The sequence below is a fragment of the Pseudomonas retamae genome (genome assembly GCF_043496865.1).
GTDB lineage: Bacteria > Pseudomonadota > Gammaproteobacteria > Pseudomonadales > Pseudomonadaceae > Aquipseudomonas > Aquipseudomonas retamae.
The window spans coordinates 145,857-168,774 of the sequence record NZ_JBIEIL010000005.1; the positions used below are offsets into that span (position 1 = coordinate 145,857).

The 22,918-nt window shown below is 60.7% G+C and carries 20 protein-coding genes; 10 read left to right on the forward strand and 10 right to left on the reverse strand.

Going from position 1 to position 22,918, the window contains the following annotated elements; translation table 11 throughout:
* Positions 1–191 precede the first annotated feature (191 nt).
* Positions 192–2,483 (forward strand): beta-glucosidase BglX, encoded by a 2,292-nt coding sequence (bglX, locus tag ACGSLL_RS12390; RefSeq protein WP_394506172.1) that lies wholly within the window; start codon positions 192–194, stop codon positions 2,481–2,483.
* Positions 2,484–2,622: 139 nt separating this feature from the next.
* On the opposite strand, the gene ACGSLL_RS12395 is transcribed toward bglX, so the two are convergent.
* From ACGSLL_RS12395 to ACGSLL_RS12415, 5 genes are all read right to left on the reverse strand, one after another.
* Positions 2,623–3,780 carry a phospholipase D-like domain-containing protein gene (locus ACGSLL_RS12395; protein ID WP_394506174.1) on the reverse strand — a complete coding sequence of 386 codons (1,158 nt, stop codon included), beginning with the start codon at positions 3,778–3,780 and terminating at the stop codon, positions 2,623–2,625.
* A 1-nt stretch (position 3,781) separates the two neighbouring features.
* Positions 3,782–4,372, reverse strand: a complete 591-nt coding sequence (locus ACGSLL_RS12400; RefSeq protein ID WP_208938406.1) for a YceI family protein — start codon at positions 4,370–4,372, stop codon at positions 3,782–3,784.
* A gap of 170 nt (positions 4,373–4,542) precedes the next feature.
* Positions 4,543–4,839: an amidase gene (locus tag ACGSLL_RS12405; RefSeq protein WP_394506176.1), complete on the reverse strand. Its 297-nt coding sequence runs from the start codon at positions 4,837–4,839 to the stop codon at positions 4,543–4,545.
* Positions 4,836–5,915: a serine hydrolase domain-containing protein gene (locus tag ACGSLL_RS12410; protein ID WP_394506178.1), complete on the reverse strand. Its 1,080-nt coding sequence runs from the start codon at positions 5,913–5,915 to the stop codon at positions 4,836–4,838. The genes ACGSLL_RS12405 and ACGSLL_RS12410 overlap by 4 nt, the downstream gene beginning before the upstream one ends.
* A 168-nt stretch (positions 5,916–6,083) precedes the next feature.
* Positions 6,084–6,962 carry an acyl-CoA dehydrogenase middle domain-containing protein gene (locus tag ACGSLL_RS12415; protein ID WP_394506180.1) on the reverse strand — a complete coding sequence of 293 codons (879 nt, stop codon included), beginning with the start codon at positions 6,960–6,962 and terminating at the stop codon, positions 6,084–6,086.
* Positions 6,963–7,115: 153 nt separating this feature from the next.
* On the opposite strand from ACGSLL_RS12415, the gene olsB reads away from it, so the two are divergent.
* Together olsB and ACGSLL_RS12425 are read left to right on the forward strand one after the other, a co-directional pair.
* The gene (olsB, locus tag ACGSLL_RS12420) at positions 7,116–7,871 is read left to right on the forward strand and encodes an L-ornithine N(alpha)-acyltransferase (protein WP_206416047.1); all 756 of its coding nucleotides are present in this window, start codon (positions 7,116–7,118) and stop codon (positions 7,869–7,871) included.
* Positions 7,871–8,665, forward strand: coding sequence for a lysophospholipid acyltransferase family protein (locus tag ACGSLL_RS12425; RefSeq protein ID WP_394506183.1), 795 nt, complete (start codon positions 7,871–7,873; stop codon positions 8,663–8,665). Before olsB ends, ACGSLL_RS12425 begins: the two co-directional genes overlap by 1 nt.
* A gap of 105 nt (positions 8,666–8,770) precedes the next feature.
* On the opposite strand, the gene ACGSLL_RS12430 is transcribed toward ACGSLL_RS12425, so the two are convergent.
* Positions 8,771–9,355: an acyl carrier protein phosphodiesterase gene (locus ACGSLL_RS12430; RefSeq protein WP_394506185.1), complete on the reverse strand. Its 585-nt coding sequence runs from the start codon at positions 9,353–9,355 to the stop codon at positions 8,771–8,773.
* 167 nt (positions 9,356–9,522) lie between these two features.
* On the opposite strand from ACGSLL_RS12430, the gene ACGSLL_RS12435 reads away from it, so the two are divergent.
* Genes ACGSLL_RS12435 through ACGSLL_RS12445 form a run of 3 tightly spaced genes read left to right on the forward strand, consistent with a single transcriptional unit; the run spans position 9,523 to position 12,106 of the window.
* Positions 9,523–9,825, forward strand: a complete 303-nt coding sequence (locus tag ACGSLL_RS12435; protein WP_007917068.1) for an ArsR/SmtB family transcription factor — start codon at positions 9,523–9,525, stop codon at positions 9,823–9,825.
* A gap of 33 nt (positions 9,826–9,858) precedes the next feature.
* The gene (locus ACGSLL_RS12440; RefSeq protein WP_394506188.1) at positions 9,859–11,025 is read left to right on the forward strand and encodes an MFS transporter; all 1,167 of its coding nucleotides are present in this window, start codon (positions 9,859–9,861) and stop codon (positions 11,023–11,025) included.
* A gap of 31 nt (positions 11,026–11,056) precedes the next feature.
* On the forward strand, positions 11,057–12,106 hold the full coding sequence (locus ACGSLL_RS12445; protein WP_258450212.1) for an alkene reductase: 1,050 nt from the start codon (positions 11,057–11,059) through the stop codon (positions 12,104–12,106).
* Positions 12,107–12,498: 392 nt separating this feature from the next.
* Here the strand turns inward: ACGSLL_RS12445 and emhR are convergent, their stop codons facing one another.
* Entirely contained in the window at positions 12,499–13,131 is a 633-nt protein-coding gene (emhR, locus tag ACGSLL_RS12450) for an efflux system transcriptional repressor EmhR (protein ID WP_090282156.1), read from the reverse strand.
* A gap of 266 nt (positions 13,132–13,397) precedes the next feature.
* On the opposite strand from emhR, the gene emhA reads away from it, so the two are divergent.
* From emhA to emhC, 3 genes are read left to right on the forward strand one after another with little or no spacing between them, the layout of a single operon-like run.
* Positions 13,398–14,555: an efflux RND transporter periplasmic adaptor subunit EmhA gene (gene emhA / locus ACGSLL_RS12455; protein WP_394506191.1), complete on the forward strand. Its 1,158-nt coding sequence runs from the start codon at positions 13,398–13,400 to the stop codon at positions 14,553–14,555.
* A gap of 3 nt (positions 14,556–14,558) precedes the next feature.
* Entirely contained in the window at positions 14,559–17,708 is a 3,150-nt protein-coding gene (gene emhB, locus ACGSLL_RS12460; RefSeq protein ID WP_394506193.1) for an efflux RND transporter permease subunit EmhB, read from the forward strand.
* A complete protein-coding gene (gene emhC, locus ACGSLL_RS12465) occupies positions 17,705–19,165 on the forward strand; it encodes an efflux RND transporter outer membrane subunit EmhC (protein ID WP_258450215.1) in 1,461 nt (486 codons plus the stop codon). The genes emhB and emhC overlap by 4 nt, the downstream gene beginning before the upstream one ends.
* An 82-nt stretch (positions 19,166–19,247) precedes the next feature.
* Here the strand turns inward: emhC and ACGSLL_RS12470 are convergent, their stop codons facing one another.
* Positions 19,248–19,736, reverse strand: a complete 489-nt coding sequence (locus tag ACGSLL_RS12470) for a hypothetical protein (RefSeq protein WP_394506196.1) — start codon at positions 19,734–19,736, stop codon at positions 19,248–19,250.
* Positions 19,737–20,223: 487 nt separating this feature from the next.
* Here ACGSLL_RS12470 and ACGSLL_RS12475 point away from each other — a divergent pair, with 487 nt between their 5' ends.
* Positions 20,224–21,483 (forward strand): OprD family porin, encoded by a 1,260-nt coding sequence (locus ACGSLL_RS12475; RefSeq protein WP_394506198.1) that lies wholly within the window; start codon positions 20,224–20,226, stop codon positions 21,481–21,483.
* 230 nt (positions 21,484–21,713) lie between these two features.
* On the opposite strand, the gene pcaC is transcribed toward ACGSLL_RS12475, so the two are convergent.
* Both pcaC and pcaD read right to left on the reverse strand, forming a co-directional pair.
* The gene (gene pcaC, locus ACGSLL_RS12480; RefSeq protein ID WP_394506200.1) at positions 21,714–22,106 is read right to left on the reverse strand and encodes a 4-carboxymuconolactone decarboxylase; all 393 of its coding nucleotides are present in this window, start codon (positions 22,104–22,106) and stop codon (positions 21,714–21,716) included.
* 14 nt (positions 22,107–22,120) lie between these two features.
* A complete protein-coding gene (gene pcaD, locus ACGSLL_RS12485) occupies positions 22,121–22,909 on the reverse strand; it encodes a 3-oxoadipate enol-lactonase (RefSeq protein ID WP_394506202.1) in 789 nt (262 codons plus the stop codon).
* Positions 22,910–22,918: the final 9 nt, after the last annotated feature.

The following is a 22,918-nucleotide window of genomic DNA, read 5'->3' on the forward strand; positions in this document are numbered from 1 at the left end:
ATAATCGGCCCCGCCACTGGATTGCGACGGGCTTATGGGCTAAAAAGTGCCCTTCGTGTTCACGCTGCCGCTGTCGACTGTGGTTTTTTGGCTCTGAATATTCGAGCCGGCACCCGAACAACAATAGTCGCTCCTTACATTTTGGCTGGCCGGTGTTTCGTCACCGCTTGGGCCCTTGAGAAAAAACATTCATGAAGAAGCTGTGTTTGCTGGGCCTGTTCGTCAGCCTGGCCAGTCACCAGGTACTGGCCGCCACGACTCCGGTCCCTCTGGAAAACAAGGACGCGTTCATCAGCAACCTGATGGGCCAGATGACCCTCGATGAGAAGATCGGCCAGTTGCGCCTGATCAGCATCGGCCCGGAAATGCCTCGCGAGCTGATCCGCAAAGAGATCGCTTCCGGCAACATCGGCGGTACCTTCAATTCGATCACCCGTGCGGAAAACCGGCCGATGCAGGACGCCGCCATGCGCAGTCGCCTGAAGATTCCAATGTTTTTTGCGTACGACGTGATCCACGGTCACCGGACGATTTTCCCGATTCCGCTGGCCCTCGCCTCGAGCTGGGACATGGACGCCATCGGCCAGTCCGGTCGCGTCGCTGCCAAAGAAGCCGCCGCCGACAGCCTCGACATCACCTTTGCGCCGATGGTCGACATTTCCCGCGACCCGCGCTGGGGCCGCAGCTCCGAAGGTTTCGGTGAAGACACCTACCTGACCTCGCGCATTGCCGGGGTCATGGTTCGCGCCTACCAGGGCGCCACTCCGAGCGCCGCCGACAGCATCATGGCCAGCGTCAAGCATTTCGCCCTGTACGGCGCGGTCGAGGGCGGTCGCGACTACAACACCGTCGACATGAGCCCGGTGAAGATGTACCAGGATTACCTGCCGCCGTACCGCGCCGCGATCGATGCCGGCGCCGGTGGGGTGATGGTCGCGTTGAACTCGATCAACGGCATTCCGGCCACGGCCAATACCTGGTTGATGAACGATCTGCTGCGCAGGGATTGGGGCTTCAAGGGCCTGGCGGTCAGTGACCACGGGGCAATTTTCGAGCTGATCAAACACGGCGTCGCCCGTGACGGTCGTGAAGCGGCGAAGCTGGCGATCAAGGCCGGCATCGACATGAGCATGAACGATACCCTGTACGGCAAAGAGCTGCCGGGGCTGCTCAAGTCCGGCGAGATCGAACAGAAAGACATCGACAACGCGGTGCGTGAAGTGCTCGCCGCCAAGTACGACATGGGCCTGTTCAAGGACCCGTACCTGCGCATCGGCAAGGCCGAGGATGATCCGGCTGACACCTACGCCGAAAGCCGCCTGCACCGTGCCGAGGCCCGAGAAGTGGCGCGGCGCAGCCTGGTGCTGCTGAAGAACCAGAATGAAACCCTGCCGCTGAAGAAGAACGCGAAAGTCGCGCTGGTCGGCCCGCTGGCCAAAGCGCCGATCGACATGATGGGCAGTTGGGCCGCCGCCGGCCGCCCTGCGCAATCGGTGACGTTGTTTGACGGCATGAGCGCGGTGATCGGCGACAAATCGAAGCTGATCTACGCCCGTGGCGCCAACATCACCGGCGACAAGAAGGTCCTCGACTACCTGAACTTCCTCAACTTCGATGCGCCGGAAGTGGTCGATGATCCGCGCCCGGCCAGCGTACTGATCGACGAAGCGGTGAAAGCCGCCAAGGATGCCGACGTGGTGGTTGCAGCAGTGGGCGAATCCCGTGGCATGTCTCACGAGTCCTCCAGCCGAACCGACCTGAACATCCCGGAAACCCAGCGCGAGCTGATCCGCGCGCTGAAAGCCACCGGCAAACCGCTGGTGCTGGTGCTGATGAACGGCCGCCCGCTGACTATTCTCGAAGAGAACCAGTCGGCTGACGCGATTCTGGAAACCTGGTTCAGCGGCACCGAGGGTGGCAATGCGATTGCCGACGTACTGTTCGGCGACTACAACCCGTCGGGCAAACTGCCGGTGACCTTCCCGCGCTCTGTCGGGCAGATTCCGACCTACTACAACCACCTGAGCATTGGCCGGCCGTTCACCCCGGGCAAACCGGGCAACTACACCTCGCAGTATTTCGATGACACCACCGGGCCGCTGTTTCCGTTCGGTTATGGCCTGAGCTACACCACGTTTGCCTTGAGCGACATGGCCTTGTCGTCGACCACGCTGAATGCCACCGGCAAGCTCGACGCCAGCGTGATGGTCAAGAACACCGGCAAGCGTGACGGCGAAACCGTGGTGCAGCTGTACATTCAGGACGTCACCGGCTCGATGATCCGCCCGGTCAAAGAGCTGAAGAACTTCCAGAAGATCATGCTCAAGGCCGGCGAACAGAAAGTCGTGCACTTCACCATCACTGAGGATGATTTGAAGTTCTACAACGCCCAACTGAAATACGCGGCAGAACCCGGCAAGTTCAACGTGCAGATCGGCCTGGATTCGCAGAGCGTGACGCAGCAGAGCTTCGAATTGCTGTAACTGCATAACACTGCAAAACCCTGTGGGAGCGAGCCTGCTCGCGAAGGCGGTGTGTCAGTCAGCATTTGCTTGGCTGACGGACCGCTTTCGCGAGCAGGCTCGCTCCCACATTGGTTTCATGTCGTTTTCGACAGTGGGCTCAGCCGCGTCTATCGAGAATATTCACCACCAACCGATCCACCCAGCCCCACACCCGCTGTTTGACCCGCCGCCACAACGGCCGGCGCTGCCATTCCTCAAGGCTGACCAACTGACTCAGCCCGAAATCCCTGACAAAACTCGCCTCTACCGCTGCCGTCAACGACGGATCCAGTGCTTCCAGGTTCGCCTCCAGATTGAAGCGCAGGTTCCAGTGATCGAAGTTGCACGAACCGATGCTCACCCATTCGTCCACCAGCACCATTTTCAGATGCAAAAAGCACGGCTGGTATTCGAAGATCTGCACCCCGGCCTTGAGCAGTCGTGGGTAGTAGCGGTGCCCGGCGTAGCGCACTGACGGGTGATCGGTGCGCGGCCCGGTCAGCAGCAAACGCACGTCGACCCCACGTGCGGCGGCCTTGCGCAGGGAGCGGCGGATTTTCCAGGTCGGCAGGAAATACGGCGTGGCCATCCAGATGCGTTTCTGCCCGCTGTTCAGTGCGCGAAACAGCGATTGCAGAATATCGCGATGCTGGCGCGCATCGGCATACGCCACGCGGCCCATACCCTCGCCCTTGTCCGGCACACGCGGCAACCGCGGCAGGCCGAAATGCGCTGCCGGACGCCAGGCGCGGCGGTAGCGGTTGGCGATCCACTGGCGGTCGAACAGCAATTGCCAATCGATCACCAGCGGGCCGCTGATCTGCACCATTACTTCGTGCCACTCGCTGGTGTCATGGCCCGGGGTCCAGAACTCATCAGTGACACCGGTGCCGCCGACCACCGCCAGACATTGATCGACCAGCAGCAGTTTGCGGTGATCACGATAGAAATTGCCAACCCAGCGCCGCCAGCTCAAGCGGTTATAGAACCGCAGTTCAACCCCGGCAGCGGTCAGGCGCTGACGCAAGTGCAAGGTAAACGCGAGGCTGCCGTAATCATCGAACAGACAGCGCACGCGCACATCGCGCTCGGCCGCCGCCACCAGCGCCTGGACGATGGCGTCTGCACAGGCGCCGGCCTCGACCAGATACAGTTCCAGTTCGATCTGTTCTTTGGCGGCGGCGATGTGCTCGAGCATCCGCGGAAAGAATTGCGGGCCGTCGATCAACAGCTCGAAGCGGTTGCCGTCGCGCCAGGGAAATACTGCGCCGCGCATGTCAGCGCGCCGTGAAGATCAGCACCGCACCCACCGGTACCGACAGACTGATGGCTGAAAGATCGGCGAGTTTGCGCAGACTTTCGAGCCCCGGCGCGAGGTCGAAATCCGCGGCGTTGATCACCAGCGGCTCCAGCGTCACGACTTGAAAACGCCGGTCGTCGAGGCGTGTTGCCAGCAGCTCGGCGGGATATTCGTGTTGCTTGCCATGCAGCTTGACGGTCAGCGGCAGGCGCAATTCCAGCTGCGCGCCGGGGGCCAGATCGTTGATCGGGCGCAGGTCGATCTGCGTGGTGATCGTCGCTTCGGGGAACTGCTCGATCTGGAACAGCTCCTTGCGCATGCGCTCATCGCGCAGCGGAATGCCGCTGTTGATCGACTCCAGCTCGACTTCGACTTCGGCACGCCCATTGGGGTCGACCTTGCCGTGCAGCACCAGAAAGCGCTGCACTTCGGAAACACTGGCGTTCTTGGTGCTGACGAACGACAGCCGCGACGACTCGCCGTCCAGATACCAATTGGCCTGGGCCGGCAATGCGGCGGCGGCCAGCAGCAGGCTAGAAAGGGTTGTGTACAGGGAGCGGTTGAACATTGAGCACTCGTGGGGGCGATAAACCTGCACGAACCTTAACCGCCCATCATGTTATTGGAAACCCTGTGGGAGCGAGCCTGCTCGCGAATGCAATGCTCGTCGCACGGCATGTATTGCGGCTGGCGACGATTTCGCGAGCAGGCTCGCTCCCACAGGGGTGATCCGGAGTCTCAGGGAATGAGGCGGCAACCGTGGCGTTCGTTTTGCCACTGCGCGCTATTGCTGCGGCCCATGCCGCTGACGGTGATGGTTTTGCTGGCCGGGTCATCGGTGAACTGGCTGATCGGCAGCCACTGCTTTACATAGCCACGGCAGTATTGCGCGTCGTTGTTCGTCACATACCGGCACGAACAATATTCCTTGGCGGTGTAGGCGCTGATGATGTCCGGGAAGGCCCATAGATTTTCCCGCTCGTAAGCCATCCAGCCGAGCAGCACGGCCAGCAGCAACAGCAATAGTCGCTTCATGGCTGCACCGCCTTGAGCACGCGCGCGAGCAGTTCGTTGTGGCGGTAACCACCGTCGCGGTCATCGGCGTAGCGCACAATGACCAGTTTCTGGCTGGGAATCACGTATAGCGCTTGGCCCCAATGGCCGAGCGCGGCGAAGGTGTCGGGCGGCGCGGCGGGCCATGGCGATGGCGCGCCGGCAATCGCACGATTGAGCCACCAGTGGCCGCCGGGCACGGCTTCGTCCTGACCGGCCTTGTAGCCCGCGAAGGGTTCGCGGTTGAACGCCACCCAGTCCTTGGGCAGCAATTGCCGGTCCTGCCAGCGCCCGTCGCGCACCATCAGCAGCCCGACCCGCGCCAGATCCCGCGCGGTGAGATAGGCGTAGGACGAGGCGACGAACGTGCCGCTGGCATCGGTTTCCCAGACGGCGTGACGAATGCCCAGCGGTTCGAACAATGCCGTCCACGGGTAATCGGCATAACGCTGCGGGCCGAGCATGCCTTTCAATGCGGCGGCGAGCAGATTGCTGTCGCCGCTGGAATAACGAAACGCCTGACCCGGTTCAGCGTAGCTCGGATGATCAGCGGCGAACGCGGCCATGTCGCGATGACCACGGGTATAGAGCATCGCCACCACCGAGGATTTCAGCGGCGCGTATTCGTAGTCTTCCTGCCAGTCGATGCCCGAGGCCCAGTGCAGCAGGTCGGCGATTTTCAGCGCCGGGCGGTTTGCCAAGGGCGAGTAAAACTGCGCGGCCGGGTCGTCGAGTTTAAAGCGGTTCTCGCCATACGCCACGCCGAGCACGGTGGCCATCAGGCTTTTGCTGATCGACCAGGTCAGGTGCGGGGTTTGCGCAGTGGTCGGGCCGGCGTAGCGTTCGTAGATGATCTGGCCGTCGCGGATGATCAACAAGGCGTCGGTGCGGATGCCTTGGCGGGTGCTGTCGTCGCGCGACGGGAAGGCGTAGGTTTCCAGCGCCTCGACGGCTGGGCCGGTGATCTTCGGGCCGGTAGACCATTGCTCGCCGGGCCATTGTTCGGCGCGGGCGGTGAGGCTGACGAGCAGCAAGAACAGCAACAGGCCTTTGCGCATGGTCGGGGCTCTGGGGAATGAACCTGCTGAGCCTAGTTGGGGTTTATGACAGATGTGTGGTGCTCTTGCGGCCGCCTTCGCGAGCAGGCTCGCTCCCACAATTCGACCGTGTTTCAACTGAACAAACGCGGTTCCCTGTGGGAGCGAGCCTGCTCGCGAAGAGGCCAGTCAGATCGCCGCCAATGCCTTGGCCAACCGCTTCGCCCGGGCCCCCGCCGCCAATAGCATCACGCCCTTGTCCCGCTGCCACATTTGCGCCCACTCCACCGGGCCACCGGCCAGCGCCTGATCCACCTCCCCCGCCAGCGCCTCGAACTGCGCAAACAACCCGCCCAGCAACACATGCCCGGCCGGATTATCCGGCGCTTGCCGGCTCGCTTCGGCACACCCGGCCAATAGCGCCAGCAAACGCAATTGCAGGGGCTGCGGCCAGTCGCTGTCCTGGCCGATGCCATACAGCCAAGCGGTCATCGCGCTCAGCACATAGACGTCTTCAAGGGTGCGAAACGGTTTGACGTAAGCATCCCAGCCATCGCCGGCGAGCAGTTCGCACAGTGCGCCGTCCAGGTGCAGACGTCCGTGGCTGATGTCGGGCATCAACGGCAGCGCCGGCAGTGTTTCCACGCTCACGCCGGGCTCGCCGGGGTAGACCACCGCCAACGTCAGGCGCGGCGTTTCGCCGGGTTGTTCACTGCGTGCAGCCACCAGCAGCCAGTCAGCCGCATCGCCAGCCGTGACGAAATCCTTGCGCCCGCTCAGGCGCAAGCCGTTCAGACGCGTTTGCATATCCGCCGGGCGCAGGCTGCGCTGTTCGGTGGCGCACAACGCGCCGAGGCTCAATGGCGCGCTCGGCCAGAGCATGCGCAACGCCGCTTGATAGCCGACCAGAAAGGCCAGCCCCGGCGTCGCCATGCGCCGCCCACCCGCGACCGCCAGTTCAAACGGCGAGACATTGCCCAGCGTCTGCAACAGCGTCGCGAAACCCTCCGCGAGGTCGGCGACGACGGGCAAGCGTTCACTACGTTGCAGCAGATCTGACCAGGGCACGGGCGCCTCCTTGTGGGCTGTCATATAAGCATCACCGAACGTTCATGGCGATGACACCGGGGCTACATAGCCTGACTTTGCACAACACGGCTGCATAAAGAAAGTCGATCGGCTGCAACCCACGACGGGTTCAAGGCCCGTACGGAGATTCACATGACGCAAATCGCCCGCATCAGCGACACCGGCAATGAACGCCGCCTGCAAGCCGAACGCCTGGTCGGCGCCGAAGCCTTGCAGCAAGCCCAGGCCCTGCGCTTCGCCGTTTTCAGCGGCGAGTTCAACGCCAAATTGAAAGGCGCTGAACTGGGTCTGGACATGGATGACTATGATGTTCACTGCAGCCACATCGGCGTGCGTGACTTGAACACCGGGCGCCTGGTGGCAACCACCCGTTTGCTCGATCACACCGCGGCCAGCAGCCTGGGCAAGTTTTACAGCGAAGAAGAATTCAGCCTGCACGGTCTTGCGCATCTGCAGGGCCCGATTCTGGAAATCGGTCGCACCTGCGTCGATCCGGCCTACCGCAACGGCGGGACCATCGCCGTGCTCTGGGGCGAACTGGCCGAAGTGCTGAATCAGGGCGGCTACAGCTACCTGATGGGGTGCGCGAGCATTCCGATGCAGGACGGCGGCATTCAGGCCCACGCGATCATGCAGCGCCTGCGCGAACGTTATCTGTGCACCGAACACCTGCGAGCCGAGCCGAAAAACCCGCTGCCGACCCTGGATATCCCTTCCAACGTGATCGCGGAAATGCCGCCGCTGCTCAAGGCCTACATGCGCCTGGGCGCGAAGATTTGCGGCGAGCCGTGCTGGGACGAAGATTTCCAGGTCGCCGACGTGTTCATCCTGCTCAAGCGCGACGAACTCTGCCCGCGCTACGCCAAACACTTCAAGGCGGCCGTCTGATGAGCCGGTTGCGGGTGTACGCGCGAATCGCGCGGGTGCTGTTGGTGGTCTCGCTGGGCTTGAGCATGGCCAGCGTGTTCGGGGTGTTCGAGCGCATCGGCCTGGCGCATTCGATGGAGCGGCGCCAGCGCTGGTCGCGCTTTTTCATGGCGCGCCTGAGTAATGCCCTGCCCTTTCGCGTGAGCGTACACGGCGAGCTGCCGAAACAGCCGATGCTGTGGGTCAGCAATCATGTGTCCTGGACCGATATTCCGCTGCTGGGCATGCTCACGCCGCTGTCGTTTCTGTCCAAGGCCGAAGTGCGCACCTGGCCGGTCGCGGGTTGGCTCGCGGCCAAGGCCGGCAGCCTGTTTATCCGTCGCGGCTCGGGCGACAGCCAGTTGATCCGCAAGCAGATGACCCGCCATCTGCAAAGCGAACACGCCTTGCTGATGTTCCCCGAAGGCACCACCACTGACGGCCGCTCGCTGCGCACGTTTCATGGCCGCTTGCTGGCGGCGGCGATTGATTCCGAAGTGATGCTGCAACCGGTGGCGATTCGTTATCTGCGCCATGGTGAAGTCGATACGTTGGCGCCGTTCATTGGCGACGACGATTTGCTCTCGCACCTGATGCGCCTGTTCAGCAATGACTGCGGCGATGTCGAGGTGCATTTGCTCAAGCCGATTGCCTGTGAAGGCCGCGAGCGTGCGGCACTGGCGTTCGAAGCGCAGCAGGCGGTGCAGAGGGCGTTGTTTGGTGAAGTGGCTAAACCCGCAGAACCGCGTCGCGCAGGCGAATTGATAGCGGCGTGAACATCCAATCCCCTGTGGGAGCGAGCCTGCTCGCGAAGGCATTGTGTCAGTCACCGAATGTGTTAACTGATGGGACGCTTTCGCGAGCAGGCTCGCTCCCACAGGTCAAATCTCCGATGGTTTCGAGTTTTGGGCAAAGTCTTGCAGTTGTGGGTAAAACAGACTGAAGTCTTCACTCAGCGGTTCATACAATCGCCGCAATTCCTGCATTGCCCCGGCCAACTCTTCGGGCCGGGTCAGCCGCCGCGAAATCCCACGCAACACCTGCTCCAGCACCTCAAACTCGCGATACGAGCCCAGCCAGTCATTGGCAACCATGTGCGGCGCAATCTTCGCTAGCCGTTCCGGCAATTGACGTTCGCGAGACAGCACCTGATAGACGTCTGCGGTGAACTGCTCCAGCGGCCGGTCGGCATATAGCCCCCAGTCCCGCGCCAGGCAATGATCGAAAAACACATCGAGGACGATTCCGGCATAACGCCGGCGGGTTTCGGTGAAGCGTGCAAGGGCAATGTCCACCAGCGGATGGCGGTCGGTAAATACATCAATGCGGCGATGCAGCTGGATGGCCGCTTCGACCTCCGGGGCAAACTGCCCCTGCAGCCGACCTTTGACGAAATCGCCATACAGGCTGCCGAGTAGCTGGCCAGGTCGCTGACCACCGAGATGCAAATGTGCGAGATAGTTCATGGGCGCAGCTTAGCACTGCGCCAGGCGGGCCGGCAGCCCTATATCGTTATAACCCGATATAGCGATTCATGCGCTGATCAGAACGAAATCATATTGGTATATCGCGATCCAACGATTTAAAGTTCGCCTCATCGCGATATATCGCCACTGCCAACACGAGCCCTGCCATGAACCTTGACCTCGACGAAATAATAAAAGCCCTGGCGCACCCAGTACGGCGAGACATCCTCAACTGGCTGAAAGACCCCAAGAACGAATTCCCCGAGCAGTTGCACAACCACGAGTACGGCATCTGCGCCGGGCAGATCGATCAGCGTTGTGGCCTGTCGCAATCGACCGTTTCCGCGCATCTGGCGACCCTGCAACGCGCCGGGCTGATCAGCAGCCAGAAGGCCGGGCAATGGCACTTTTTCAAACGTAACGAGGACGTGATCCAGGCGTTCCTCAGCACCCTCAGTAAAGAGCTCTGACCCTTGACGTCAGTCAGCCGCAAGGAAACCCGCATGCCCCTTTCGCTTCTCATCCTCGCCTTGAGCGCCTTCGCCATCGGCACCACCGAGTTCGTCATCATGGGCCTGTTGCCCGATGTCGCGGCGGATCTCGGTGTGTCGATCCCTGGCGCCGGCTGGCTGGTAACTGGTTACGCCCTCGGTGTGGCGATCGGTGCGCCGTTCATGGCGATGGCCACGGCGAAGCTGCCACGCAAGGCGGCACTGGTCGCGCTGATGGGCATCTTCATCGTCGGCAATCTGCTTTGCGCCATTGCCAGTGATTACAACGTGCTGATGTTCGCCCGCGTGATCACCGCGCTGTGCCACGGTGCGTTCTTCGGCATCGGCTCGGTGGTGGCGGCCAATCTGGTTGCGCCGAACAAACGCGCTTCCGCCGTAGCGCTGATGTTCACTGGCCTGACCCTGGCCAACGTGCTCGGCGTGCCACTCGGTACGGCGCTGGGTCAACACGCGGGCTGGCGTTCGACCTTCTGGGCGGTGACGGTGATTGGTGTAATCGCGCTGATCGGTCTGATCCGTTTCCTGCCAGCCAAGCGTGACGAAGAAAAACTCGACATGCGCGCCGAACTCGCTGCCCTCAAAGGCGCCGGCATCTGGCTGTCGCTGAGCATGACCGCGCTGTTCGCTGCCTCGGTCTTTACCCTGTTCACCTACGTTGCGCCGCTGCTCGGTGAAGTCACCGGTGTCTCGCCGCGTGGCGTGACCTGGACGCTGATGCTGATCGGCCTCGGTCTGACCGTCGGCAACATCATTGGCGGCAAGTTGGCCGACAAAGGCATGGCTGCCACGCTGATCGGCGTATTCATTGCCATGGCCGTGATCTCTACGGTGCTGAGCTGGACCAGCGTCGCGCTGATCCCGAGCGAAATCACCTTGTTCCTCTGGGCTACTGCGTGTTTCGCCGCGGTGCCGGCGCTGCAGGTCAACGTGGTGACCTTCGGCAAGGCGGCACCGAACCTGGTGTCGACCCTGAACATCGGCGCGTTCAACGTCGGCAACGCGCTTGGCGCCTGGGTCGGTGGCACGGTCATCGCCCACGGCTATGGCCTGACTCGCGTGCCACTGGCCGCCGCTGCACTGGCGGTGCTCGCCCTGCTGGTGACCCTGATTACTTTCCGCCAGAACGGCAACGCCGAGCTGGCCGCTGCATCCAACTGATCAACTTATTTCCATTCAAGAGGTTTAAGACATGGCGACTATTTTTGACCCGATCAAACTCGGTGACATCGAGCTGAGCAACCGCATCATCATGGCTCCGCTGACCCGTTGCCGCGCCGACGAAGGCCGCGTGCCGAATGCATTGATGGCCGAGTATTACGTACAGCGCGCTTCGGCCGGCCTGATCCTCAGCGAAGCCACCTCGGTGACGCCGATGGGTGTCGGCTACCCGGACACCCCGGGCATCTGGTCCAACGACCAGGTGCGTGGCTGGGCCAACGTGACCAAAGCCATTCACGGCGCAGGCGGCAAGATCTTCCTGCAACTGTGGCACGTCGGCCGCATCTCCCACCCTTCGTACCTCAACGGTGAAGCGCCAGTGGCGCCGAGCGCGATTCAGCCAAAAGGCCACGTCAGCCTGGTGCGCCCATTGGCCGATTACCCGACACCGCGTGCGCTGGAAACCGCTGAAATCGCCGACATCGTCGACGCCTACCGCACCGGTGCCGAGAACGCCAAAGCCGCCGGTTTCGACGGCGTGGAAATCCACGGCGCCAACGGCTACCTGCTCGACCAGTTCCTGCAGAGCAGCACCAACCAGCGCACCGACCAGTACGGTGGCTCGCTGGAAAACCGTGCACGTCTGCTGCTGGAAGTGACCGACGCCGCGATCGAAGTCTGGGGCGCCGGCCGTGTCGGCGTGCACCTGGCACCGCGCGCTGACTCCCACGACATGGGCGACGACAACCTGGCGGAAACCTTCACTTACGTCGCGCGGGAACTGGGCAAGCGCGGTATCGCGTTCATCTGCTCGCGTGAAAAAGAAGGTGCCGACAGCCTGGGTCCACAACTGAAAGAAGCGTTTGGCGGCCCGTACATCGCCAACGAAAAATTCACCAAGGACAGCGCCAACGAATGGCTGGCGGCTGGCAAGGCTGACGCGGTGGCATTTGGCGTGCCGTTCATTGCCAATCCGGACCTGCCGGCGCGGTTGAAGGCCGATGCGCCGTTGAATGAGCCGCATCCTGAAACATTCTATGGCAAGGGGCCGGTGGGTTATATCGATTATCCGACGTTGTAAGCCGGATCGCAGAGATGCAAAAAGCCCCTGACTTGTGAGAGTTGGGGGCTTTTTTGTGTTCGGTGGAAAGTGGTTGTGTTGCTTGAGACGTAGCCCCTCATCGGAACGCCGCCCGCCCAGCCCTCTCCCGGGGGGAGAGGGAGCCGATCGGGGAATATTCGAAATTTGGGTTCGGCTGGATATTTAAGGTCGGCGTAGATTGAATCAACAACGCGGTCAGTCCCCTCTCCCTCCGGGAGAGGGTTAGGGTGAGGGCAAGCGGCCAACTCCATTTCACAAGAGCGACACAATTTCCCTACAAAATGCGCAGCCTGCTACGTATAAACTCCCCGCCGCCCACCTATATAAAGGGAGGCCAATTGACATAAGCTGTGTCAATTACGCATTTTGTTTCATTTGCGCAGGCTGGGGCTCAGGCGCAGCATATCCAGCCCGGTGTCGACCCAACGCTCGGCCTCGGCGTGCAGTTCGAAGCTGTCCGGCGCGAGCAGCCAGCCGTACAGCAGGCCATCGATATAGGCGTGAATGCTGACAGCCGCACGGGCGGTGTCGAGATCTTCCGGCAACTGGCCGCGATTTACCGCATTACGCAGGGTCAGGCCGATGCGCACGTTGCATTCGAGACTGGCCGTCCGGCGCTGCTGGCGCAGATCGCACATTTCATCGGTGAATTCGCACTTATGAAACAGAACTTCGTTGATGCGCCGGGTTTTCGGGTCCAGCGCAACTTGATGAAACAAATGAATCAGCAATTGCCGCATACAGCCCAATGGGTCCGGTTCGTCCTCGCTTTCACTGGCCTTGGCCAGTTCTTCCAGCGGCTCGTGCAGACTGTCGAGCATGGCCTGGACCAGATCGGCCTTGTTGCTGAAATGCCAGTAAATGGCACCGCGCGTCACACCGGCCAGGGTCGCGATGTCCGCCAGGGTCGTACGGGCAACCCCCCTTTCATAGAAGGCTTTCTCGGCCGCTTCCAGAATCTGGCTGCGGGTTTCCTGAGCTTCTTCTTTGGTACGACGGACCATGGCAGTAAAACCTCAAACAGGATGTTTCAGGGATGGCTGAATATCCGCTGAATAAAGAGGGGGCGATCTCTCGTGAATCGTCTCCCCGGCCTACAATTTCGAACCTTGCGACGACTTTTGTAACAGGGTGGGTACGCGGCGAAGGTATTTACAAACAACCATGAACGTAAGTATATTCCTTAGCAAGCTACTTATCCACCCGGTACGAATTTTTTACCCTTTCACACTTCTTGTGCGCTTTGTGCGCGCCTGACCCGAGGATCTTCATGCAATTCAAGCCAGCTGTTACCGCTCTGGTCACTGCCGTCGCCCTGGCATCGCTGCTCAGCGGATGTAAAAAGGAAGAAGCGGCACCGGCCGCTCCGCCCCCTCAGGTCGGCGTCGTCACCCTGCAACCTCAAGCCTTTACCCTGACTTCCGAACTGCCGGGCCGCACCAGCGCGTTCCGCATTGCCGAAGTGCGTCCACAGGTCAACGGCATCATTCTCAAGCGTCTGTTCAAGGAAGGTGCCGACGTCAAAGCCGGCCAGCAGCTGTACCAGATCGATCCGTCGGTCTATGAAGCGACCCTGAAAAGCGCCGAAGCCAACCTGCGTTCGACCAAGTCGATCTCCGACCGCTACAAGCAACTGGTCGATGAGCAGGCCGTCAGCCGTCAGGAATACGACACCGCCGTGGCCAACCGCATGGAATCGGAAGCGTCGTTGCAGACTGCGCAGATCAACGTGCGTTACACCAAGGTGTACGCGCCGATCTCCGGCCGTATCGGTCGTTCCGCAGTTACCGAAGGCGCGCTGGTCAGCAATGGCCAGGCCGATGCGATGGCGACGATCCAGCAACTCGATCCGATCTACGTCGACGTGACCCAGTCGTCGGTTGAACTGCTGCAACTGCGCCGCGAGCTGGAAAGCGGTCGCCTGCAGAAGTCCGGCGACAACGCCGCAGCAGTGAAGCTGACCCTGGAAGATGGCACCCAGTACAAGCTGGATGGCAAGCTGGAATTCTCCGAAGTGACGGTCGACCCGACCACCGGCTCGGTGACCCTGCGCGCCGTGTTCCCGAACCCGGATCACACCCTGTTGCCGGGCATGTTCGTACGCGCCCAGTTGCAGGCCGGTGTCAACTCCGCGGCCATTCTGGCGCCGCAGCAAGGCGTGACCCGCGACCTCAAAGGCACGCCGACCGCACTGGTCGTCGGCCCGGACAACAAGGTCGAACTGCGTCAGCTCAAGGCCAGCCGCACCGTCGGCAGCCAGTGGCTGATCGAAGACGGCCTGAAGGCCGGCGATCGTCTGATCACCGAAGGCTTGCAGTACGTCAAACCGGGCGCCGAGGTCAAACCGACCGAAGCGACCAACGTCGGTACCAAGAACCCGGCCCCCGCACAGGCAGCTGACAAAGCCGCCGGCGGCAAAGGGGAGTAATCCATGTCAAAATTCTTTATCGACCGTCCGATTTTCGCCTGGGTAATTGCCCTGGTGATCATGCTGGTCGGGGCACTTTCGATCCTGAAATTGCCGATCAACCAATACCCGAGCATTGCGCCACCGGCCATTGCGATCTCCGTGACCTACCCGGGCGCCTCGGCGCAAACCGTGCAGGACACCGTGGTCCAGGTGATCGAGCAGCAGCTCAACGGTATCGACAACCTGCGTTATGTGTCTTCGGAAAGTAACTCCGACGGCAGCATGACCATCACCGCGACCTTCGAGCAAGGCACCAACTCCGACACCGCGCAGGTACAGGTTCAGAACAAGCTGAACCTGGCCACCCCGCTGTTGCCGCAGGAAGTGCAGCAACAAGGTATCCGCGTGACCAAGGCAGTGAAAAACTTCCTGCTGGTGATCGGCGTGGTATCGCGTGACGGCAGCATGACCAAGGACGACTTGTCCAACTACATCGTGTCGAACATGCAGGACCCGATCTCGCGGACCGCCGGTGTCGGTGACTTCCAGGTTTTCGGTGCCCAGTATGCGATGCGCATCTGGCTCGATCCGGCCAAGTTGAACAAGTACAACCTGACCCCGGGCGATGTCAGCACGGCGATCTCGGCGCAGAACGTTCAGGTCTCGTCCGGTCAGCTCGGCGGTCTGCCGGCGCTGCCAGGCCAGCAACTGAACGCCACGATCATCGGCAAAACGCGTCTGCAGACGGCCGAGCAGTTCAAGGCGATTCTGCTGAAGGTCAACCAGGACGGCTCGCAAGTGCGTGTCGGCGACGTCGCTGACGTCGGTCTGGGCGGTGAAAACTCCAGCATTTCTGCGCAGTTCAACGGCAGCCCGGCTTCTGGTCTGGCGGTAAAACTGGCCAACGGTGCCAACGCCCTCGACACTGCAAAAGCGCTGCGCAAGACGATTGACGACCTCAAGCCGTTCTTCCCGCAAGGCATGGAAGTGGTATTCCCGTACGACACCACTCCGGTGGTGACCGAGTCGATCAAAGGTGTGGTTGAAACCCTGGTCGAAGCGATCGTGCTGGTTTTTTTGGTGATGTTCCTGTTCCTGCAGAACTTCCGCGCCACCGTCATCACCACGATGACCGTGCCGGTGGTATTGCTGGGTACGTTCGGCATCCTCGCGGCCTTCGGTTTTAGCATCAACACCCTGACCATGTTCGGTATGGTGCTGGCCATCGGCTTGCTGGTGGATGACGCCATCGTTGTGGTGGAAAACGTCGAGCGGGTGATGAGCGAAGAAGGCTTGTCACCGAAGGAAGCGACCAAGAAATCCATGGGCCAGATTCAGGGCGCCCTGGTCGGTATCGCCCTGGTACTGTCGGCGGTACTGCTGCCGATGGCGTTCTTCAGCGGCTCTACCGGTGTGATCTATAAGCAATTCTCGATCACCATCGTCTCGGCCATGGCCCTGTCGGTGCTGGTGGCGTTGATTTTCACCCCGGCCCTGTGCGCGACCATGCTCAAGGCGATTCCGAAAGGTGAGCACGGCACGCCGAAGAAAGGCTTCTTTGGCTGGTTCAACCGCACGTTCGACAGTGGTGTCAGAAGCTACGAGCGCGGTGTCGGCAACATGCTGCAGCGCAAGATCCCGTATCTGCTGGCCTACCTGCTGATCGTCGTCGGCATGATCTGGCTGTTCACCCGCATTCCGACCGCGTTCCTCCCGGAAGAAGACCAGGGCGTACTGTTCGCCCAAGTCCAGACCCCGGCCGGTTCGAGCGCCGAGCGTACTCAGGTGGTGATCGACGAAATGCGCAGCTACCTGCTGGATAAAGAAGCAGGCGCAGTGTCCTCGGTGTTCACCGTAAACGGCTTCAACTTCGCCGGTCGCGGTCAGAGTTCTGGCCTGGCGTTCATCATGCTCAAGCCGTGGGATGAGCGTAACGCGGACAACAGCGTGTTTGCCCTGGCCCAACGTGCCCAGCAACACTTCTTCACTTTCCGCGATGCCATGGTTTTCGCTTTCGCCCCGCCTGCGGTATTGGAGTTGGGTAACGCCACCGGTTTCGACGTGTTCCTGCAAGACCGCGCCGGTATCGGTCACGACAAGCTGATGGAAGCGCGTAACCAGTTCCTCGGCCTCGCCGCTCAGAGCAAGGTGCTCTATCAGGTGCGTCCGAACGGCCTCAACGATGAACCGCAATATCACCTGGAAATCGACGACGAGAAAGCCCAGGCCCTTGGCTTGAGCCTCACCGACATCAACAGCACGCTGTCGATCTCCTTCGGTAGTAGCTACGTCAACGACTTCATCGACCGTGGTCGTGTGAAGAAGGTTTACGTACAAGGTCAGGCCGGTGCTCGCATGAGCCCTGAAGACCTGAAGAAATGGTACGTGCGCAACAGCGCCGGAACCATGGTGCCGTTCTCCGCGTTCGCCAAGGGCGAGTGGATTTACGGTTCGCCGAAACTGGCGCGTTACAACGGTGTGGAAGCGATGGAGATCCTCGGTTCTCCGGCGCCGGGTTACTCCACCGGTGAAGCGATGGCCGAAGTCGAAGCGATCGCCAAGAAGCTGCCGGCCGGTGTCGGTATCTCCTGGACCGGCCTGTCCTACGAGGAACGTCTGTCGGGTTCGCAAGCGCCGGCGCTGTATGCCCTGTCGCTGCTGATGGTGTTCCTGTGTCTGGCGGCGCTGTACGAGAGCTGGTCGATTCCGATCGCCGTCATGCTCGTGGTACCGCTGGGGATCATCGGTGCGCTGCTGGCCACCAGCCTGCGCGGACTGTCCAACGACGTGTACTTCCAGGTGGGCCTGTTGACGACCATCGGTCTGGCGGCTAAAAACGCCATTCTGATCGTCGAATTCGCCAAGGAACTGCATGAGCAAGGACGCAGCCTGCGTGACGCGGCGATCGAAGCCTGCCGCATGCGTCTGCGACCGATCATCATGACGTCGCTGGCTTTCGTCCTTGGTGTTGTACCGTTGGCGATCTCCACCGGCGCCGGTTCAGGCAGTCAACATGCGATCGGTACGGGCGTGATTGGCGGTATGCTCACGGCCACGATCCTGGCGATCTTCTGGGTCCCACTGTTCTTCGTTACGGTTTCGTCCATCGGCCAGCGCAAAAACGCTGACACGGATGAAACGCCTGAAACTCCTAAAGAGGCTGGCCAATGAGCAAGTCGCTACTCTCCATCGCAGTCGCCGCCTTCGTGCTGAGCGGTTGCTCGCTGATACCTGATTATCAGCAGCCTGAGGCTCCGGTCGCAGGCCAGTACCCGCAGGGGCCGGCGTATTCGCCGGCCCAGGCTCCGGCGCAGACGGCTGCCGAGCAGGGCTGGAAGCAGTTTTTCCATGACCCGGCGCTGCAACAGCTGATCCAGGTGGCCCTGGAAAACAACCGCGACCTGCGTGTCGCGGCGCTGAACATCGACGCGTACGCGGCGCAGTACCGCATCCAGCGCGCCGATCTGTTCCCGGCAGTGTCGGCCAATGCGGCCGGCAGCCGTCAGCGGGTTCCGGCCCGTGCCTCGCAGACTGGCGAATCGGGCATCACCAGCTCGTACTCGGCCACTGTCGGCATCAGCGCTTATGAACTTGACCTGTTCGGTCGGGTGCGCAGCCTGAGCGAACAAGCGCTGCAACAATATTTCGCCACCGAAGAAGCGCGGCGCAGCACGCAGATCAGTCTGGTCGCCAACGTCGCCAATGCGTACCTGACCTGGCAAGCCGACAAGGAACTGCTCAAGCTGACCCAGGACACCCTCGGTGCCTTCGAAGAAAGCTACAAGCTGACCAGCCGCAGCAACGAAGTCGGTGTGGCCTCGGCGCTGGATCTGGCGCAGTCGCGCACTTCCGTGGAAAACGCCCGGGCGCAACTGGCGCGTTATACCCGCCAGGTCGCGCAGGATGAAAACAGTCTGACCCTGCTGCTCGGCACCGGTATCCCGGCCAATCTGCAGACCGCCAAACCGCTGTCCGATGACCTGCTCAGCGATGTGCCGGCCGGTCTTCCTTCGGATCTGCTGCAGCGGCGTCCGGACATCCTTCAGGCCGAATACAACCTGAAGGCCGCCAACGCCAACATCGGCGCGGCGCGGGCAGCGTTCTTCCCGAGCATCAGCCTGACCGCCAACGCGGGCAGCCTGAGCCCGGACCTGTCCGGCCTGTTCAAGGGTGGTTCGGGGACGTGGTTGTTCCAGCCGCAGATCAACCTGCCGATCTTCAACGCCGGCAGCCTGCGCGCCAGCCTTGATTACGCCAAGATCCAGAAGGACATTGGCGTGGCGAACTACGAGAAGTCCATTCAAACGGCTTTCCAGGAAGTCGCCGACGGCCTCGCCGCGCGCCAGACCTACACCGAGCAGCTGCAAGCGCAGCGTGACTTCGTGCAGGCCAACCAGGATTACTACCGCCTGGCCGAACGTCGCTACCGCATCGGCGTCGACAGCAACCTGACCTTCCTCGACGCCCAGCGTCAGTTGTTCAGCGCGCAACAGGCACTGATCACCGACCGCCTCGCGCAGTTGACCAGTGCGGTCAACCTGTACAAGGCACTGGGCGGCGGCTGGAATGCGCAGACCGCGCAGAACGAACCGCTGAAAGAAGAAGCACCGAAGATGAAGCTGTTCTGATCATCATCCGCTGAACAAAAAGAGCCCGCCAATTAGGCAGGCTCTTTTTACATAAATAGAAAATCAAATTAAACAAAAAATATCACTTTTTAAATTCTACCCAGAAATTTACAGCTTCCACTTCAACCTCGCTTCCGGAAGCGTCTACATAACCAAATGAAAAACTCCCTTCAATACGCTGCCTTTCCTCATCATCAACGACAAGATCAACTTTAAGTTTACCTTCACCAAATGCATCCCCCGCAATACCCCCATTAGGCCTGCCGGCACCGAAGATAGCGCCAACCTGCCAATCATCGTCGAAGGGGTTTTTTATTTCGTAGTTCTTCTGCTCCAGCTTATGGTTCGCCAGCAACGCCACTGCTGGGACCTTTGCGCCAGTATCATCTCCAAAATAAGCCTCGACTACAGTACGCCAGCTCTGAATATAGAAATTGAACCATTCCGTTTTCAGCTCTTCAACCGGTAGACCCTTGCGGATAATTCGAAGGTTGATTTCACCACTTGTAGCTCTGACCTGGTTTAGATTTTCACCGAATTTCTTGATTAATCCAATATGAACGCTATTCATAGCAAGCCCTTCCTGCATCGCGAGTTTTATATGCACTTACAAGTAACAAAACCTACACCCCGGCAATCTCTTCTACAACTGTCATAGTTGACAGTTGACAAAATAAAAGAACTTCTACCGGACTGACAGGCCCGATTAGACAATGGTTAATTCCAGCAACCACTAACAACTGTCTGAAACTTTTTGTTGCCTCTTGGAGTTCTTTTGTACAGGCTTGCCTGCAAAGGCCCTACTGACTCAAAAATCAAGTTCAATCTTGCGTTCGATAATCGCCCAAAACCCGCTTTCCCCAATTGAATCCAGCCCCGCGCGCCCCGCACCATTCACTCAATAAAACCAATAACATCAGGTTCGACGCCATGCTCCAGCGCCCTGCCCCGCCCGGCTGATCAATCCGTTTCATCTCCCAATGCAATTCCCGCCTGCGCCCTGAAAAACCGGCGCCAGCGCCCTCGTTCGCCCAAAAAAACAAGAGAGACCCACGCCCATGAAAGCTTCCCCTGCGCCCTACGCACTTCCCGGTCTGATCGCTTTGGCCCTGGCCGGCGCGGCCCTGCCCGCCGCAGCCGAAGAAGCCGGTTTCGTCGAAGGCGCCAAGGTCAACCTGAACCTGCGCAACTTCTACATCAACCGCAACTTCACCAACCCGACCAAGGCCCAGGGCAAGGCTGAAGAGTGGACGCAAAGTTTCATCCTCGACGCCAGATCCGGCTTCACCCAAGGTACCGTCGGCTTCGGCATGGACGTGCTTGGCTTGTACTCGGTCAAGCTCGATGGCGGTAAAGGAACAGGCGGCACGCAACTGTTGCCGCTCGATCGCGACGGTCGCCCGGCCGATAACTTCGGCCGCACCAACGTCGCCTTCAAAGCGAAGTTTTCCCAGACTGAAGTGAAGGTCGGCGAGTGGATGCCGGTGCTGCCGATCCTGCGTTCGGACGACGGCCGCTCGCTGCCACAGACCTTTCGCGGCGGGCAGATCACATCGAAGGAAATCGACGGTCTGACTTTGTATGGCGGCCAGTTCCGCGCCAACAGCCCGCGTGACGACAGCAGCATGAGCGACATGTCGATGACCGGCAAAGCCGCGTTCACTTCCGACCGATTCAACTTCCAGGGCGGCGAGTACCTGTTCAACGACAAGCGTACGCAGATCGGCCTATGGAACGCGCAGCTCAAGGACATCTACAGCCAGCAGTACCTGAACGTGCTGCACAGCCAGCCGCTCGGCGACTGGACGCTGGGCGCAAACCTCGGCTTCTTTTATGGCAAGGAGGACGGCAGCGCCCGTGCCGGCGATCTGGATAACAAGACCTGGTACGGGATGTTCTCAGCCAAATACGGCGGCAACACCTTCTACGTCGGCCTGCAGAAACTCACCGGCGACAGCGCGTGGATGCGGGTCAACGGCACCAGTGGCGGCACCTTGGCCAACGATAGCTACAACGCCAGTTATGACAATGCACAGGAACGCTCCTGGCAACTGCGCCACGACTACAACTTCGCCGCCATGGGCATTCCCGGCCTGACCCTGATGAACCGCTACATCAGCGGCGACAACGTGCACACCGGCGCTATCACCGACGGCAAGGAATGGGGGCGCGAATCGGAACTGGGCTACACCGTGCAGAGCGGCACGCTCAAGGATCTCAACGTCAGATGGCGCAACTCGACCATGCGCCGGGATTTCAGCAACAACGAGTTCGATGAGAACCGCTTGATCGTCAGCTACCCGATCAGCCTGCTCTAATCACCGATCCAAATTGCAGGAGTGAGCCTGCTCGCGATCGCGGCAGGTCGGTCGAATCATCTTTGACTGACACACCGCTTCGCGAGCAGGCTCACTCCTACAAGGGCTTTGCGTTGTACCCATATCCTGCGGCCAACAACTAATCCTGTGGAAGCAGGCAAAGCCTGAAGTGAAATGCATAGCCAATGTGGGAGCGAGCCTGCTCGCGAAGGCGGTGGGCCGGTCAACCGCTATTCCCGGGATTCAACACCGAGTTCATTCCACACCGACTCAGCCAGATGAAACGTCGCATTCGCTGCTGGTATCCCACAGTAGATCGCGCTCTGCATGATCACTTCCTTGATCTCGCCGCGGCTCACGCCGTTGTTGGCGGCGGCGCGCAGGTGCAGTTTCAGTTCGCCTTCGCGGTTCATGCCGATCAGCATGGCGATGGTGATCAGGCTGCGGGTGTGGCGTGGCAAGCCCGGGCGTGTCCAGATATCGCCCCAGGCGTGGCGGGTGATCATCTCCTGAAATTCGGAGTTGAACTCGGTCAGCGTGGTCAGGCTGCGATCGACATGGGCATCACCCAACACCGCGCGGCGCACTTGCATGCCGTCGTCGTAACGTTGCTTCTCATCCACGAAAATTCCCCTTATCAAGCGTTCAGAAACGCCACAACACGATCACTGAAATCAGCGCCAGCCTGCACGTTGGACAAATGCGCCGCATAGAACTCGGTGTACTCGGCGCCGCGCACATGGTCGCGAATGAAATGCCCACCGGACGGCGGCGTCACCGCATCTTCGCTCCCGGCAATCACCAGCAACGGCACGTTGATCGAAGCCAGTTGCTCGCGGAAGTCTGCATCCCGCACCGCCGCGCAGTTGGCCGCATAACCCTGTGGATTGGTCGCGGCGAGCATGTCGGTAATCTTCTTCGCCGCCTCGGGATGCGCTGCGGAAAAGTCAGGCGTGAACCAGCGCGCAATCGACGCATCGCGCAGTGCAACCATCGCCGTTGGGCCATCACGCAGCACGGTTTCGATACGTGGATTCCACACCGACGGATCGCCGATTTTCGCCGCCGTGTTGCAGACGATCAGCTTGTGCAAACGATGCCCGGCATTGATCCCCAGCCACTGACCAATCAGCCCGCCCATCGACAAGCCGCAAAAATGTGCGCGCTCGATGTGCAGCGCATCCAGCAGACCGAGTACGTCGTGACCCAGTTGCTCGATGCTGTACGGCCCCGGCGTAACCAGTGATTGGCCGTGACCACGGGTATCAAGACGCAGCACGCGAAAATGCTCGGTGAACGCCGGCATCTGCGCGTCCCACATGTGCAGGTCGGTGCCCAGCGAGTTGGACAGGACCAGCACCGGCGCCTGCGCCGGCCCTTGAATCTCATAGTGCAGTTCGCCATCGGCGAGTTGAACGAAAGCCACAGCCCTCTC

Excerpts from the sequence above, each read along its gene's own strand:
- bglX (WP_394506172.1), top strand. The coding sequence starts at position 192 with ATGAAGAAGCTGTGTTTGCTGGGCCTGTTCGTCAGCCTGGCCAGTCAC.
- ACGSLL_RS12395 (WP_394506174.1), bottom strand. The coding sequence starts at position 3,780 with ATGCGCGGCGCAGTATTTCCCTGGCGCGACGGCAACCGCTTCGAGCTG.
- ACGSLL_RS12400 (WP_208938406.1), bottom strand. The coding sequence starts at position 4,372 with ATGTTCAACCGCTCCCTGTACACAACCCTTTCTAGCCTGCTGCTGGCC.
- ACGSLL_RS12405 (WP_394506176.1), bottom strand. The coding sequence starts at position 4,839 with ATGAAGCGACTATTGCTGTTGCTGCTGGCCGTGCTGCTCGGCTGGATG.
- ACGSLL_RS12410 (WP_394506178.1), bottom strand. The coding sequence starts at position 5,915 with ATGCGCAAAGGCCTGTTGCTGTTCTTGCTGCTCGTCAGCCTCACCGCC.
- olsB (WP_206416047.1), top strand. The coding sequence starts at position 7,116 with ATGACGCAAATCGCCCGCATCAGCGACACCGGCAATGAACGCCGCCTG.
- ACGSLL_RS12425 (WP_394506183.1), top strand. The coding sequence starts at position 7,871 with ATGAGCCGGTTGCGGGTGTACGCGCGAATCGCGCGGGTGCTGTTGGTG.
- ACGSLL_RS12430 (WP_394506185.1), bottom strand. The coding sequence starts at position 9,355 with ATGAACTATCTCGCACATTTGCATCTCGGTGGTCAGCGACCTGGCCAG.
- ACGSLL_RS12435 (WP_007917068.1), top strand. The coding sequence starts at position 9,523 with ATGAACCTTGACCTCGACGAAATAATAAAAGCCCTGGCGCACCCAGTA.
- ACGSLL_RS12440 (WP_394506188.1), top strand. The coding sequence starts at position 9,859 with ATGCCCCTTTCGCTTCTCATCCTCGCCTTGAGCGCCTTCGCCATCGGC.
- ACGSLL_RS12445 (WP_258450212.1), top strand. The coding sequence starts at position 11,057 with ATGGCGACTATTTTTGACCCGATCAAACTCGGTGACATCGAGCTGAGC.
- emhR (WP_090282156.1), bottom strand. The coding sequence starts at position 13,131 with ATGGTCCGTCGTACCAAAGAAGAAGCTCAGGAAACCCGCAGCCAGATT.
- emhA (WP_394506191.1), top strand. The coding sequence starts at position 13,398 with ATGCAATTCAAGCCAGCTGTTACCGCTCTGGTCACTGCCGTCGCCCTG.
- emhB (WP_394506193.1), top strand. The coding sequence starts at position 14,559 with ATGTCAAAATTCTTTATCGACCGTCCGATTTTCGCCTGGGTAATTGCC.
- emhC (WP_258450215.1), top strand. The coding sequence starts at position 17,705 with ATGAGCAAGTCGCTACTCTCCATCGCAGTCGCCGCCTTCGTGCTGAGC.
- ACGSLL_RS12470 (WP_394506196.1), bottom strand. The coding sequence starts at position 19,736 with ATGAATAGCGTTCATATTGGATTAATCAAGAAATTCGGTGAAAATCTA.
- ACGSLL_RS12475 (WP_394506198.1), top strand. The coding sequence starts at position 20,224 with ATGAAAGCTTCCCCTGCGCCCTACGCACTTCCCGGTCTGATCGCTTTG.